Below are 13,580 nucleotides of genomic sequence, written 5' to 3'. Positions count from 1 at the left end.
CGCGTCGATCAGGGTTTCGCCAAGGGTCATGTAGCCGCCACATTCACCATAAATATCAGATGTTTGTGCGGCGACCTTTAGGCTTTGCATGAAGGTCTGATTGGCGGCCAGACAGGCCGCGTGAAGTTCCGGATAGCCACCGGGCAGAAAGACAGCCTCGGCCTCAGGCACTGCGTCATCCGCGAGGGGCGAAAACGGCAGGATTTTGGTGCCAGCGGCCTGCCAGTCCGCGATCTGGTGAGGATAGCTGAAGGAAAAGGCCGCGTCTTGGGCAAGTGCAATGGTTTTCGGCGCCGCGCCCCGATCCCGCGGTCCCCGCGGACCCGGCGCGCGCGGGGGCGCCATCAGGGCGCTTAGGGCTATGAGGTCAACGTGGGTTGCGACGTGATCGGCGGCGGTGGCAAGGAAGCGGTCAAGGTCAGGCATTTCGCCGGCCTGCACCAGCCCAAGATGGCGCGACGGGCGCGCCAGATTTGCGCTGCGTGGCAGCGTGCCCAGAACGGGAATGTCCAATGGGGCGAGGGCTGAGCGCAGCATCGCTCCGTGGCGCTCAGAGCCCACGTTGTTCAGGATCACGCCAGCGATCTGCACGTCAGGGTCATGGGTGGCAAAGCCACGGACCACTGCGGCGACAGAATGGGACATGGACGCTGCGTTGACGACCAGCACCACCGGCAAGCCAAACTGACGGGCAAGATCGGCGGTGGCGCCTTTGCCCATGGGCGGTGCGCCGTCGAAAAGGCCCATGGCCCCTTCGATGATGAAGTCTGCCTCTGCTGTGATCAGATCGGATAGGCGGTCGGACGACATCGCCCAAGCGTCCAAATTCAGGCAGGGCTGGCCGGTGGCTGCGGCGTGAAAGGCGGGATCGATATAGTCCGGTCCGGATTTGAACGACCGCGTCATATGGCCCGTCCGGTTCAAGGCCCGCAGCAGGCCCAGTGTCACGGTGGTTTTGCCAGCGCCTGAGGCGGGGGCTGCGATGATCAGGCCTTTGGACATCAGATGGCGACCTTGGTGTTGAGTTTTTCGGGCCAGATGAAGAGGGACCGCTGTGCGTGGCCTCAGGCGGATTCGGCGGGGCGGCCACGGTCCAGCGGATCAAGGTTCACGGGCGGGATGCCTGCCGCCTGCGCCTGCCAGTCCAGCACGTCGCGCATGCGCACGGCCTGACCGATGCAGATGATCGCCGGAGGCTCAAAGTTCGAGGCTTTGATGTCCGCGTCAAGCTGCGCCAAGGTGGTTTCCATCACCTGTTGGTCGGCTGTAGTGGCGGTGGTCACAACGGCCACCGGTTCGCTGGCGCTGCGTCCGGCCGCGATCAGCTGGGCGGAGATTTGGGCCGCGTGTTTCATGCCCATATAGATGACGATGACCTGGGAGCCGCGTGCGATACCGTGCCAATCCAGTGAGGACGGCGTGTTGCCGGACTGGTCGTGGCCCGTCACGAAGGTCACCGATTGGTTCACATCGCGGTGCGTTACTGGGATGCCTGCATAGGCCAGCCCGCCGATGCCTGCCGAAATGCCGGGGATGATGCGGATGGGCACGCCGTGTTGCACCAGCGTTTGCGCCTCTTCCCCGCCACGGCCAAACACGAAGGGATCACCGCCCTTAAGGCGCAGCACCCGTTTGCCGCTCCGCGCCAGATCGACCAGCCGTAGGGAGATATCGCGCTGTTTGGCACTGGGTTTGCCACCGCGTTTGCCGGCATAGATATGCTCTGCCTGCGGGGCCCAGTCCAAGATCGCCTCTTGCACCAGCGCGTCGTAGATCACCACATCCGCCTGACGCAGCGCGTTGAGCGCATGCAGTGTCAGCAGGCCCGGATCACCTGGGCCTGCGCCACACAGCCAGACCCAGCCGGGTTCTAATGTGGGCCAATCTGAGGCGGGAAGGGGCATCGTTGTCATGACCCGTTTATGGGCCACTTTGGACGGGCTGGAAAGGTGCAAGGCGACGTCTGTTTGTGCATTGGCGTCACGTCGCAGGCTGGGTAAGGTCGCCCCATGACGCGAAAGCCCGAGGGAGAGCTGCGCCGAGGCTGGACCACGGGCGCCTGTGCCACCGCCGCCACCAAGGCGGCGCTGGCAGGGCTATGGGGGGACGGTATCCCCGCGCGCGTGTCGATCGTGTTGCCCAAAGGCGAGGTGCCCGAGTTTGAGGTCGTGGAGCCCCGCGCGGGCGCGGGCTGGGCCGAGGCGGGCATTGTCAAAGACGCAGGCGACGACCCGGATGTCACCCATGGCGTCACCGTGCGGGTGCGGGTTGAGGCCTCAGTGGGCGGCGTTGTGTTCGCAGCCGGTGAGGGGGTCGGCACCGTCACCAAGCCCGGCCTGCCGATTGGGATAGGGGAGCCTGCGATCAATCCCGTGCCCCGTTCGATGATGGATCAGGAGGTGGCGGCGGCAGCCGTGGCCTATGGTGCTGCACCCGATGTGCAGATTACCGTGTCGGTGCGCGGCGGGGCACAGATTGCGATGAAGACGTGGAACCCTCGGCTGGGCATTGAGGGCGGATTATCGATCCTTGGGACCACCGGCATCGTGCGCCCGTTTTCATGTGCGGCATGGATCGCGTCGATCCATCGCGGGATTGATGTGGCCCGTGCGGATGGGCTGACCCATGTGGCAGGTTGTACCGGCAACACATCCGAAAAGGTTGTGCAGGAGATGTTCGCCCTGCCGGATCATGCGATGCTGGATATGGGGGATTTTGCCGGTGGGCTGTTGAAATACCTTGCGAAAGCGCCGGATGGACAGGGCATCACCCATCTGACCATCGGCGGCGGGATCGGCAAAATGACCAAGCTGGCGCAGGGGGCGATTGATCTGCATTCGGGGCGCTCTCGAGTAGATTTTGACAGGCTGGCCGCGCGCTATGGTCGTGCGGATGTGGCGGGTGCGAACACGGCCTTGCAGGTCTATGACATGCTGGGCGCGGGATTTGCCGCCGACGTCGCACAGGACGCCAAGGCTGCGGCGGAACGATTGCTCGACGGATCGGGCGTCGCCTGTTCTACGATCGTGATAGACCGTGCGGGCACGGTGATTGGCCGCGCATGACCCTTTTGTTGTTGGCAGGCACGGGAGAGGCCAAACGGATCGCTTGGGGGCTGGCGGACAGCGGGCTGCGGGTCTTGGCGTCTTTGGCCGGGGCCACGCGGTCGCCAGAGCCGTTGCCGGTCCCCACGCGCATCGGTGGATTCGGGGGCGAAGATGGCTTTCGTGAGGTTCTGGCCGCCGAAAATATTCGCGCCGTGCTGGATGCGACCCATCCCTTTGCGGACCGGATTTCGGACCGGACGGCGCGGATTTGCGCGCAGCTGGGACTGCCCTATGCGCAGCTCATCCGGCCTGCCTGGACGCCACAAGACGGGGACGATTGGACCCAAATCACCACGCCTGAGGACGCAGACCCCCTTGTGCCCATGGGTGCGACGGTGTTTTTGGCAACGGGCCGCCAGACTGTGGCGCGGTTTCGCGCGCTGGAGGGTCGGCGCATTCTGGTCCGTGTCATTGACCCGCCCACGGCCCCCTTGCCCTTTGAGGGCGGGGAATTCGTGATCGGGCGACCACCGTTTTCTGTGGCCTCCGAAGTGGCGCTGTTCGAGGGGCTGGGCGTGACCCATCTGATTACCAAGAATGCCGGTGGCAACGGGGGCCGTGCCAAGCTTGATGCCGCGCGCATATTGGGACTGCCGGTGCTGATGATCGCACGGCCTGCGCCGACAACGGGCGTGGTCGTGACATCGGTGGAGGAAGCCTTGGCATGGGTGAAACAGCAATGAATGTACATCGCATCATTGAAACAGATGACGACGTGGCCGAAGGCATGGCATGGCTGGCGGACCGATGTCCGCGTATGAAAGCCGCCTACGCGCAAACGGGTAAATTGCCCCTGCGGCGCAAGCCCGATGGCTTTGCCGAATTGCTGTCGGCCATCGTGGGCCAGCAGGTCAGCATTGCCAGTGCCGCAGCAATTTGGGTCAGGATGCAGGAGGCGGGTTTTACCACACCTGAGGCCTGTGCCGCCGCGCGTGAGGACGATTTGCGCTCCGTGGGTCTCAGCCGTCAGAAAATCCGCTATACCCATGAATTGGCCCGCGCAGAGATCGATTTTGATGCTCTGCGCCAGATGCCCACCAAGGATGTGGTCAAAACGCTGGTCGCAGTGCCGGGAATCGGCCCGTGGACAGCGGAGATTTATGCGATGTTTTCTTTGGGGCATGCCGATGTCTTCGCCCCCGGTGATCTGGCCCTGCAAGAGGCCGCGAAAGTCCTGTATGATTTGCCCGAACGCCCGAAAGAGGCCGCCTTTCGCAAGATGGCCGAAGACTGGGCCCCGTGGCGGTCGGTTGCAGCGCGGCTGTTGTGGGCGTACTACCGCGTTGCACAAAAGAGGGATGGCATCAGATGACACGGGTATTGAAGTCGGAGAGGCGCGAACCTGCGTCAGGCGAAATGCGATCCGCAGTGATCTTTTTGCACGGCTACGGCGCCAATGCGGCTGATCTGATGGGGCTGGCTGATCCGCTGGCGGAGCATCTGCCCGACACAGCCTTTTTTGCGCCCGACGCGCCGGAGGATTGTGCGGGCAGCCCAATGGGGTTTCAGTGGTTCCCGATCCCATGGATCGACGGATCGTCCGAAGAAGAATCGCGCGCAGGGCTGGAACGGGCGGCAGCGGACCTGAATGCCTATCTGGACGGGATCATGGTCGATGAAGATCTGCTGCCCGAACAGGTGATGGTGCTGGGCTTTTCGCAAGGCACGATGATGTCGCTGCATGTTTTGCCCCGCCGCGAAGATGCGGTCGCGGGATTGTGCGCGTTCTCCGGTCGTTTGTTGGAGCCTGAATTGCTCAATGATGAGGTGGTCTGCCGCCCGCCGGTCCTTCTGATCCACGGCGATGAGGACGATGTTGTTCCCGTGCAATCCTTGCCCGCTGCTGCCGAAGCCTTGCAACAGGCCGGTTGGAAAGAGGTGTATGCCCACATCCAGAAAGGCACCGGACATGGGATCGCCCCAGACGGGCTGTCGGTTGCGTTGGCGTTTATGCGCGAACGGCTGGGGTATCAGTAACGTCACAGGCGTTTTGAACCCTCTCAGGTCTGTACGTTTTGTCGCGCGGATGCCGTTGCGACACCCTGTCATGAAACTGTCAACATCTAGGGCTTGTCAGGTCTTGGCTGGCATATATAGTCAGCTTGAAGGCAGGAGCGGGGCTCCCGCTCTGATGCCATGCAGCGGCAGACAGGGTGGGACAGATTTTGCAAATTCACGACCAAACCAACAGCGATTTCAGGGCGGATTTTGTGCGCCAGCCTGCAGGGCTGAAACATCACCCTGCCTTGGTGCTGAACGCGGATTACCGGCCCTTGTCCTACTATCCGCTGTCGCTGTGGCCATGGCAGGATGCGGTAAAGGCGGCTTGGTTGGACCGTGTTGATATCGTTGCCGAATATGATGACGTGGCCCGGTCGCCGTCGATGGAAATACGCATCCCGTCGGTCGTGGTCCTTAAGGATTTCGTCAAACCCCAACGGAAAGTTGCCTTCACCCGCTTTAACCTGTTTTTGCGCGATGAATTTGCCTGCCAGTATTGCGGGGCCACGGGGGATTTGACCTTTGACCATGTGGTGCCGCGTGCCTCGGGCGGGGTGACGTCATGGGAAAACGTGGTGGCTGCCTGTTCCAAGTGCAACCTGTCGAAAGGGTCCAAGTCCCTCAAACGGTCGGGATTGTCCTTGCGTAAGCCGCCGCGCCAACCGGCCGCCGAACAGTTGCGCAACATGGGCCGGAAATTCCCGCCCAACTGGCTGCACGACAGCTGGCTTGATTTCCTCTATTGGGACGCCGAGCTGGAGGCGTGAACTGGCCCAAGAACCGCACGCCAGATCACCTGCGCGCCAGTGATGCCGCTGCAGGGTTCGAGGTGGCCGATGATTTTGAACCCTTCAACCAGATGAACGACATCTTCACCCGCGCCATGTGGGACGACCGCGTGCGCAGTGCCGACACCGACGGGTTTTTCGCAAGCTACCGGATGGAGGCCGCCGCGAGACGGGGCGAAGGATTCGGCCCACGCGATTTCGCCCTGCGCAATGCGGCTTGGCTGGTCAGCGACATCATATCCAACCGCGCCGCAGACGACGGCCTGCGCGAAGGGTTTCAGGGCGCCATCCGAAATGACACGCCAGTGGCCGCTAGATCGGTTGATCTAGCCCCGCCCGAGGACGAAGCCGCAGAGATCAAGCGTCTGGCGCGGTTTTTTGGGGCCGATCTGTGCGGGATCACCCATTTTGATCCGCGTTGGCATTACACCCACCGACCCGACACCAAAACGATGGAGCCTGTGCCCAACACACTGCCTGACGGGCTGACCCATGTGATTGTGATGGGCCACGAGATGGATAAAACACTGGTCGATACCTATCCCAGCGCCTTGGCAGGGGCGGCCACGGGGCGCGAATACAGCCATGAGGCCGCGATTGTAATGCAACTGGCCGCCTATATTCGCAATCTGGGCTTTGAGGCGGTGGCATCAATGAATGACACGGCCTTGGTCATTCCCTACGCGATCAAAGCGGGCTTGGGCGAATACGGACGCAACCAGATGGTGCTGACGCCGGAATTCGGGCCAAGGGTGCGGTTTTCCAAAATCTTTACGAATATGCCTTTGGCCGTTGATGTTGTGCGTGAGCTTGGCCTTACAAGGTATTGCTATGATTGCACAATCTGCGCTGATGCCTGCCCACCCAAAGCCCTGCCCAAAGGCGCGCCCGACTTTGGTGGGAACACGGCCAATGGCAGTCCATCGACCCAAACCGGCGTGAAGAAATGGTCCGCCAATTGCGAAGCCTGCTTTGGCTATTGGGCCAAGATCAAAACCGATTGCGCGATTTGTATGCGGGTCTGTCCGTTCAACCATCACAATCAGGGCTCGCTGTGGTATCGTCTGGCGACGTCCCGCTGGCGGCGCATCGCGCGCTGGTGGGCCGCACGACACGCACCCGCACGCCTGAAGCCGTCGAATTGGTGGGCGGGGGGCGGATGAACGCTAGACGTCGCGCGGTCAGGGGGATAAAGAGGCGGCGTTAGCGCTAACCGCGACCCGAATAGGAGGCCCCGAATGGTATCCCGCGTCATTCCTGTAGAAGACTTTGACCTTGTGATTTTCGGAGGTACCGGCGATCTGGCCCGACGCAAGATCTTGCCTGGTCTGTTCCGGCGGTTCCTGTCCGGTCAAATGCCCGAAACCTCCCGTATTATCGGTGCTGCGCGGTCCGATCTGGACAGCGCCGGCTACCGTGAGATGATCCGCGACGCGATCGCCGAATTCGGCGGGGAGGAGGCCAAAAACACCAAAGGACTTGAGGCGTTTCTGGCCCAGCTGGATTACATCGCGGTGGATGCAAAGGGCGAAGGCGGCTGGAAAGAGCTGCACAAGCTGATCCGTTTTGAGGTCGTCAACGCCTTTTACTTCTCTGTGGCACCCAGCTTGTTTGGCGATCTGGCCGAACGGTTGCACACCTATAAGATCGCCGATGCCAACAGCCGTGTCGTCGTCGAAAAGCCATTTGGCCGTGATCTGGACTCCGCGCAGGCGTTGAACGCAACGCTGGCGGAGCATTTCAAGGAAAGCCAGATTTACCGGATTGACCATTACTTGGGCAAAGAGACGGTGCAAAACCTGATGGCTGTCCGCTTTGGGAATATCTTGTTCGAACCGCTGTGGAACAACCACTACGTCGATCATATCGAAATCACTGTGGCGGAAACCGTGGGTGTCGGCGGGCGCGGGGCCTATTACGACAAATCCGGTGCCATGCGGGACATGGTGCAAAACCACCTGATGCAGCTTTTGTGCCTCATCGCGATGGAGGCCCCGTCGGTCTTTGAGGCCGATGCGGTGCGCGATGAAAAGTTGAAGGTGATCCGTGCGTTGCAGCCCGTTGAACCACACCACATCGTGCGCGGGCAGTATGACCGTGACGGTGATGACCCCAGCTACCGCGAAGATGCGGAGAACGAGAGGTCCCACACCGAAAGCTTCATCGCCATGCGCACCGAAATCGCCAACTGGCGATGGGCGGGCGTGCCGTTTTATTTGCGCACGGGCAAAAAGCTCAAAGCGCGCGCGTCTGAGATCGTGGTGGTGTTCAAGGACCTTGGCCATTCGATCTTTCCTGGCGATCAGGAACGCCACCGCAACATCCTGTCCATCCAGTTGCAGCCCAACGAAGGCATGCAGTTGCGGGTGACCATCAAGGAACCCGGACCGGGGGGGATGCGTCTGGTGGACGTGCCGCTGGACATGACCTTTGCCGATGCCCTTGGCCCTGATGCCGAAGACAGCCCCGACGCCTATGAACGTCTGATCATGGATGTGATCCGCGGCAACCAGACGCTGTTCATGCGCGGCGATGAGGTTGAAGCCGCATGGGCATGGACCGATCCGATCATCGAAGGTTGGGAAAAGCGCGGCGATGTGCCGAAACTCTACGATCAGGGATCTGCGGGGCCTGATGATGCGTTGCTATTGATGCACCGCGAAGGCCGCCGTTGGAGCCAGATCAAGGCCTGAGCAGGGCGCACGAACTAAGGAGCCGTCATGGACTTTGTAGAATACCCCGACGCCGAAATGATGATGATGGATCTGGCCAGCGTTCTGGCCGGTGATTTGGAAAACGTCCTTCTGGCACAGGACCGCGCGTCCTTTGCGGTGCCCGGCGGGACCACGCCGGGGCCGATTTTTGATGCACTTTGTGCAGTCAAACACATCGACTGGGCGCGTGTGGACGTGATGCTGACCGACGAGCGTCGCGTGCCCGAAGATCATGAAAGGTCCAATACACGACTGATCCGGCAGCGGCTGTTGCAGGATGCGGCGGCGGCGGCCAATTTCGTCAACATCATTCCCGAGGATGACGCCGCACTGGCCGCCAAATCCGAAAGCCTTGCCCCGCATTTGCCGATTTCGGTGATGTTGCTGGGCATGGGTGCGGACATGCACACGGCCAGCATTTTCCCCAATTCCGCCGATGTGACCCACGCCCTTGGCACCGATCAGGCGCTGGCCTTTGTGCAACCGCCCGACGGGTTGGAGCCGCGTGTGACACTGTCGGGCGGGGTCCTCAAAGGGGCGATGGCACGCCATATCGTGATCACCGGTGCCGCCAAACGTGAGGCGCTGGAACGCGCACGGGGGCTGTCCCCCGAGGAGGCCCCGATCGCGGCCATTCTGGCGGGATCAACTGTGCATTGGGCGGAAGGATAAGCCATGTGGGATAAGCTGAAGATGCATCATGAGGCCGTCAAAAGCCGCCGGTTCGAAACCTTGGTCGATGCAGACCGCGCGCAGGGCTTTGCCGCACAGGCGGGCGACATGCGGCTGGATTATTCAAAAACCAACATCGACGCCGAGGGGCGCGCGCTGTTGATCGACCTGCTGGACCAATCCGGTGTGGCCGCCAAACGCGACGCCATGTTCGGCGGCGAGGCCATCAATGAAACCGAAGGTCGGGCCGTGCTGCATACGGCGTTGCGCAATCTGGATGGTGGGCCGGTCATGGTTGACGGGCAGGACGTGATGCCCGGGGTTTTGGATACTTTGGCGCGGATGGAAAGCTTTGCCGAGGATGTGCGCGCAGGCGTGTTCACGGGGCAGGGCGGCAAGATCACCGATGTGATCAACATCGGCATCGGCGGGTCCGATCTGGGGCCAGCCATGGGTGTGCTGGCACTGCGGCCCTATCACGACGGGCCGCGCTGTCATTTTGTCAGCAACGTGGACCCTGCGGATATCGCGGACACCCTGCGCGCCTGTGATCCGGCAACGACGCTGGTGATCGTGGCGTCCAAGACCTTCACCACCATCGAAACCATGACCAATGCGCGCACCGCAAAGGCCTGGCTGGGGGAGGCCGTGGCCGACCCTGCGGCGCAGTTTGCCGCGCTCAGCACGGCGGAAGACAAGACCTCGGACTTTGGTATTCCTGCGACCCGTGTGTTCGGGTTCGAAGACTGGGTCGGTGGGCGCTATTCCATGTGGGGGCCGATTGGCCTGTCCATGATGATCGCCATCGGGGCCGACGGCTTCCGTGCGTTTTTGCGGGGCGGTCAAGACATGGACCGTCATTTTCAGGCGGCAGACTGGGCCGACAACATGCCTGCGATGCTGGCGTTGGTGGGCATCTGGCACAATCAGGTTTGCGGCCATGCCACCCGCGCTGTGCTGCCTTATGACAACAACCTCAGCCGGTTGCCCGCCTATCTTCAACAGCTTGAGATGGAGAGTAACGGCAAGGGCGTGAGTATGGACGGCGCTGAACTGGCGGTGAATTCCGGCCCCGTCGTTTGGGGGGAACCTGGCACCAACGGCCAACACGCCTTTTATCAGCTGATCCACCAAGGCACGCGGGTGATCCCGTGCGAATTTCTGGTGGCCGCACGCGGGCACGAAGACGACCTGCACCACCAACACCAACTGCTCGTTGCCAACTGTCTGGCCCAGTCGGAGGCCTTGATGAAAGGCCGCGATCTGGATGAGGCGCGGTCAAAAGTCGCGGGTAAGTTCGAAGGGGATGAGTTGGAACGCCAAGCCCACCACCGTGTCTTCAAGGGCAACCGCCCGTCCACGACACTGGCCTATCCGACACTAGACCCGTTCACGCTTGGCCAGATCATCGCCCTTTACGAACACCGTGTGTTTGTCGAAGGCGTGGTGCTGGGCCTCAATTCCTACGACCAATGGGGGGTTGAGCTGGGCAAAGAACTTGCCACGGCGCTGCAACCGATTGTCGAGGGCGCGGATGCGGCAGGCAAAGACGGATCAACCGCCGGTTTGGTCAGCTTCCTGCACAGCCACGGGCTGTAACGCTACATCTGCTGCGTGCCATCGCGGTCTATGAACCTCTGGCGCAGGGCCTCTGTCAGGGGTCGTTTTGAATTGTCGGCGTTCAGGATCACCACGATGCAGGTGCCCGTCGTGGTGATTTGGCCATCCACGAAGGTGGCGTATTCCATGGCAAAGCTGGTGTTGCGCATGGACACGGTGCGGCCCACATTGATGTAATCCGCCCCACGGTGCACTTCGGCGCGGTAGTCCACGCTGACAGATTTGACCACGAATTTCGGGTCCGGACCGGCCAGATCGTAGACGCCATAGTCTTCCATGTACTGCACGCGCAGCGTTTCGTACCACCGCGGGTAGACCACGTTGTTCACGTGGTTCAGCGCGTCCAGCTCCCCAAATCGCACACGATCTTTGATGCCATAGGTCCACGGCGCGGGGATACCGGCGTCGCGCAGTGCGTCACCGGTGAGGGGCGTCAGATAAGGCGTCAAACGGCCGCCGTCACGATGATTTCGACTTTGAAGCCCGGGGTGGCCAGCTTGGCCTCACCCGTCCAACGGGCAGGGGCACAGCCCTCAGGCACCCACGCATCCCAAACGGCGTTCATATCGGCAAATTGCGTGGCAATGTCCGCGACCCAGATTTGTGCGGTCAGCAGTTTGGTCTTATCGGTGCCTGCCTTGGCCAGAACCTCATCTACTTTGGCCAGAACGGCCTGCGTTTGCTCTGTCACGCTGGCGCCTTCCGCCCCGACCTGACCTGCAAGATAGGCGATGCCATTGTGCACAACGGCTTGGGACATGCGGGCGTTGGTGTCGATGCGGGTGATGTCGGACATGGGGAAGGCTCCAGATCAAAAGGGGAATGGAGCGGGTAACGAGAATCGAACTCGTAACTGAAGCTTGGGAAGCTTTCGTGATACCTTTTCACCATACCCGCAACGCCCACAGACCTAAGGGCGGGCGGCGGGACAGTCAATGTGGTTTGCGCGGTCGCGGCACAAAAAGGATGCGCCCGCGTCTGGCCAGAAAAAAGCCGCCCAGCTGGAAAGCTGGACGGCGTTTGGTGCGTCACGCCGGAGGCGTTAGCCAGCGGGCAGGATCACTTGGTCAATCACGTGGATCACACCATTGGAGGCTGCGATGTCACCGTTGATGACCTGAATGTTGTCATCAAGGCCGCGTGCGGTTTCGATGTAGAAGTTGGACCCTTCTTTGCCGATCAGCAGGTCCGTCTGGACCAGCGTGTCGAACTTCAGCAGGCCGTCGTCCTTCATCAGCTCATAATCTTCTGCAAAGACTTCGTCCTGCAGCAGGGCCACTTCCATGTCGCCTGTTGTATAGGCGCCGGGGATCACGTGGCTTTGCAGCAAGGTCGCCAGCTGGTCACGGTTTTCTGGCAGCAGCAGATTTTCGACTGTACCTTCGGGCAGGGCGGCAAATGCGGCGTCTGTTGGCGCGAAAATTGTGAATGGGCCTTCGCCCATCAGCGCGTCCGACAGGCCAGCGGCTTCAACAGCGGCGACCAGAGTGGAGAAGTTGGATACTTTGACCGCGTTCTCGACGATGGTTTCATTTTCATTGAGAAGTTCGCCGTTGATGATGCCATCTGTGTCAGCGGATGCCATTGCGGCAAAGCCAAATACGGATGCGCTCAGAAGGGCTGCTTTAAGTGTCGTTTTCATAACATAGTCCTTTCGGTGCGGCTCATGTGCCGCTTGCGTAAACAACACGATCCCCCCGCCGCGTGTTCCAAATTTTTTCAAAATTTCTGCATCTGCACCGATTGGGGCCAGGCGGCACAAAAGGTCAGGGAACCCTGACTGTCCCGATTTTTCGGTGCCGCGTATTAAGGGGGAACGGGGGCCATATTTTCCCCGCAGTTTTGAACCGTCACGCAATTTCAGGCAGTGATTTGATGACCGATTTATCTTTGAACGGCCTTTGGGCCGACCGATATCTTATGGCCGGACTTTTGGCCGCCAGCCTTAGCATTGCAGCTTTCGCACCCTATGTGCGCGACATTCTGGCGGGCCGCGCCAAGCCCGATCGCGCCTGTTGGTTGATCTGGGCCGTCTTGGCCAGCCTGTCGGGGGCCAGCAACATCATGGAAGGCGCAGGCACTTCGCTTATGTTTGTTGCAGCACAGGTCTTGGGCACCTTGGTCGTCTGCGGGCTGGCCATTCCTTACGGGTCGGGACGGATGTTGAGCCGGTCCAACCTGTGGGTGATGGGGGCCGCAGGTCTGGGCATCGGCAGCTGGCTGGTCACGGACACGGCGGCCTTTTCGCTGGCGCTGTCTATAGGAGTGTCGGCCTTGGGCGGCGCGCGCACGGTCTATAAGGCCTATGTTGCCCCCAGAACCGAGACAGGCAGCGCTTGGGGGCTGTTGCTGGCCTCTGCGGTGTGCGGGGTCTATTCGGTGGGGGCTGCGGATGTGCTGCTGCTGGCCTATCCGGTGTATCTGATGGTGCTGTACAGTGCGGTTTTGATCGCGCGGGTCATGGGGCTGCACGCGGCAGACGAAGCCGCGCAGGAGGCCGCATGGGCCGCCCGCCGCGCCCATGTGCCACCTTTGCAGGGCAGTGCCCACGTGCAGACCGCGGCTCCACTTCGCCGGCGTCAGCAGGGCACACAAATACACAAAGCTCACGTTGGCCACATCGCGGCCTGATCGGGGTCAGCGTCGTTTCAGGATCACATCAAGAGACCGCGTGCCAC

The 13,580-nt window shown here is 61.3% G+C and carries 15 protein-coding genes and 1 tRNA gene; 10 read left to right on the top strand and 6 right to left on the bottom strand.

Annotated features, from left to right (window positions below):
• Both ACTG36_RS14525 and cobA read right to left on the bottom strand, forming a co-directional pair.
• Positions 1 to 1,002: cobyrinate a,c-diamide synthase (locus ACTG36_RS14525; RefSeq protein WP_439142729.1), on the bottom strand; the 1,002-nt coding region annotated here is incomplete at its 3' end.
• A gap of 62 nt (positions 1,003 to 1,064) precedes the next feature.
• Positions 1,065 to 1,913 (bottom strand): uroporphyrinogen-III C-methyltransferase, encoded by an 849-nt coding sequence (gene cobA / locus ACTG36_RS14520; protein ID WP_375281821.1) that lies wholly within the window; start codon positions 1,911 to 1,913, stop codon positions 1,065 to 1,067.
• 96 nt (positions 1,914 to 2,009) lie between these two features.
• On the opposite strand from cobA, the gene ACTG36_RS14515 reads away from it, so the two are divergent.
• From ACTG36_RS14515 to pgi, 9 genes are all read left to right on the top strand, one after another.
• A complete protein-coding gene (locus tag ACTG36_RS14515; RefSeq protein ID WP_439142727.1) occupies positions 2,010 to 3,065 on the top strand; it encodes a cobalt-precorrin-5B (C(1))-methyltransferase in 1,056 nt (351 codons plus the stop codon).
• Positions 3,062 to 3,790 carry a cobalt-precorrin-6A reductase gene (locus ACTG36_RS14510; RefSeq protein WP_375282279.1) on the top strand — a complete coding sequence of 243 codons (729 nt, stop codon included), beginning with the start codon at positions 3,062 to 3,064 and terminating at the stop codon, positions 3,788 to 3,790. The genes ACTG36_RS14515 and ACTG36_RS14510 overlap by 4 nt, the downstream gene beginning before the upstream one ends.
• Positions 3,787 to 4,419, top strand: a complete 633-nt coding sequence (locus ACTG36_RS14505) for a DNA-3-methyladenine glycosylase family protein (RefSeq protein WP_375282280.1) — start codon at positions 3,787 to 3,789, stop codon at positions 4,417 to 4,419. The genes ACTG36_RS14510 and ACTG36_RS14505 overlap by 4 nt, the downstream gene beginning before the upstream one ends.
• A complete protein-coding gene (locus tag ACTG36_RS14500) occupies positions 4,416 to 5,084 on the top strand; it encodes an alpha/beta hydrolase (protein WP_375282278.1) in 669 nt (222 codons plus the stop codon). Before ACTG36_RS14505 ends, ACTG36_RS14500 begins: the two co-directional genes overlap by 4 nt.
• Positions 5,085 to 5,260: 176 nt before the next feature.
• Complete coding sequence (locus tag ACTG36_RS14495; protein ID WP_375282277.1) at positions 5,261 to 5,875, top strand: HNH endonuclease; 615 nt, start codon at positions 5,261 to 5,263, stop codon at positions 5,873 to 5,875.
• The gene (locus ACTG36_RS14490; protein WP_375282276.1) at positions 5,872 to 7,059 is read left to right on the top strand and encodes a 4Fe-4S double cluster binding domain-containing protein; all 1,188 of its coding nucleotides are present in this window, start codon (positions 5,872 to 5,874) and stop codon (positions 7,057 to 7,059) included. Before ACTG36_RS14495 ends, ACTG36_RS14490 begins: the two co-directional genes overlap by 4 nt.
• Before the next feature lie 75 nt (positions 7,060 to 7,134).
• Positions 7,135 to 8,589, top strand: a complete 1,455-nt coding sequence (gene zwf / locus ACTG36_RS14485; protein ID WP_375282275.1) for a glucose-6-phosphate dehydrogenase — start codon at positions 7,135 to 7,137, stop codon at positions 8,587 to 8,589.
• A gap of 27 nt (positions 8,590 to 8,616) precedes the next feature.
• Positions 8,617 to 9,282, top strand: coding sequence for a 6-phosphogluconolactonase (gene pgl / locus ACTG36_RS14480; protein WP_439142723.1), 666 nt, complete (start codon positions 8,617 to 8,619; stop codon positions 9,280 to 9,282).
• Positions 9,283 to 9,285: 3 nt separating this feature from the next.
• Complete coding sequence (pgi, locus tag ACTG36_RS14475; protein ID WP_375281354.1) at positions 9,286 to 10,881, top strand: glucose-6-phosphate isomerase; 1,596 nt, start codon at positions 9,286 to 9,288, stop codon at positions 10,879 to 10,881.
• Between the two features lie 2 nt (positions 10,882 to 10,883).
• On the opposite strand, the gene ACTG36_RS14470 is transcribed toward pgi, so the two are convergent.
• The 4 genes from ACTG36_RS14470 to ACTG36_RS14455 all read right to left on the bottom strand — a co-directional run bounded on the left by ACTG36_RS14470 (position 10,884) and on the right by ACTG36_RS14455 (position 12,544).
• The gene (locus ACTG36_RS14470) at positions 10,884 to 11,351 is read right to left on the bottom strand and encodes an acyl-CoA thioesterase (RefSeq protein WP_375281353.1); all 468 of its coding nucleotides are present in this window, start codon (positions 11,349 to 11,351) and stop codon (positions 10,884 to 10,886) included.
• Positions 11,348 to 11,698 (bottom strand): RidA family protein, encoded by a 351-nt coding sequence (locus ACTG36_RS14465; protein ID WP_375281352.1) that lies wholly within the window; start codon positions 11,696 to 11,698, stop codon positions 11,348 to 11,350. The genes ACTG36_RS14470 and ACTG36_RS14465 overlap by 4 nt, the downstream gene beginning before the upstream one ends.
• Before the next feature lie 27 nt (positions 11,699 to 11,725).
• A tRNA-Gly gene (locus ACTG36_RS14460) sits at positions 11,726 to 11,799 on the bottom strand.
• 145 nt (positions 11,800 to 11,944) lie between these two features.
• Positions 11,945 to 12,544, bottom strand: a complete 600-nt coding sequence (locus ACTG36_RS14455) for a fasciclin domain-containing protein (protein WP_375281351.1) — start codon at positions 12,542 to 12,544, stop codon at positions 11,945 to 11,947.
• Between the two features lie 233 nt (positions 12,545 to 12,777).
• Between ACTG36_RS14455 and ACTG36_RS14450 the strand changes: the two genes are divergently transcribed.
• Entirely contained in the window at positions 12,778 to 13,533 is a 756-nt protein-coding gene (locus ACTG36_RS14450; RefSeq protein ID WP_375281350.1) for a hypothetical protein, read from the top strand.
• Positions 13,534 to 13,580: the final 47 nt, after the last annotated feature.

The sequence above is a fragment of the Pseudooctadecabacter sp. genome (assembly GCF_965657175.1).
Classification (GTDB): domain Bacteria; phylum Pseudomonadota; class Alphaproteobacteria; order Rhodobacterales; family Rhodobacteraceae; genus Octadecabacter.
The sequence above is the reverse complement of the archived record's forward strand: the minus strand, read 5'-3'. Positions and strand labels throughout refer to the sequence as shown.

Excerpts from the sequence above, each read along its gene's own strand:
- ACTG36_RS14510 (WP_375282279.1), top strand. The coding sequence starts at position 3,062 with ATGACCCTTTTGTTGTTGGCAGGCACGGGAGAGGCCAAACGGATCGCT.
- cobA (WP_375281821.1), bottom strand. The coding sequence starts at position 1,913 with ATGACAACGATGCCCCTTCCCGCCTCAGATTGGCCCACATTAGAACCC.
- zwf (WP_375282275.1), top strand. The coding sequence starts at position 7,135 with ATGGTATCCCGCGTCATTCCTGTAGAAGACTTTGACCTTGTGATTTTC.
- ACTG36_RS14505 (WP_375282280.1), top strand. The coding sequence starts at position 3,787 with ATGAATGTACATCGCATCATTGAAACAGATGACGACGTGGCCGAAGGC.
- ACTG36_RS14455 (WP_375281351.1), bottom strand. The coding sequence starts at position 12,544 with ATGAAAACGACACTTAAAGCAGCCCTTCTGAGCGCATCCGTATTTGGC.
- pgl (WP_439142723.1), top strand. The coding sequence starts at position 8,617 with ATGGACTTTGTAGAATACCCCGACGCCGAAATGATGATGATGGATCTG.
- pgi (WP_375281354.1), top strand. The coding sequence starts at position 9,286 with ATGTGGGATAAGCTGAAGATGCATCATGAGGCCGTCAAAAGCCGCCGG.
- ACTG36_RS14500 (WP_375282278.1), top strand. The coding sequence starts at position 4,416 with ATGACACGGGTATTGAAGTCGGAGAGGCGCGAACCTGCGTCAGGCGAA.
- ACTG36_RS14465 (WP_375281352.1), bottom strand. The coding sequence starts at position 11,698 with ATGTCCGACATCACCCGCATCGACACCAACGCCCGCATGTCCCAAGCC.
- ACTG36_RS14515 (WP_439142727.1), top strand. The coding sequence starts at position 2,010 with ATGACGCGAAAGCCCGAGGGAGAGCTGCGCCGAGGCTGGACCACGGGC.
- ACTG36_RS14450 (WP_375281350.1), top strand. The coding sequence starts at position 12,778 with ATGACCGATTTATCTTTGAACGGCCTTTGGGCCGACCGATATCTTATG.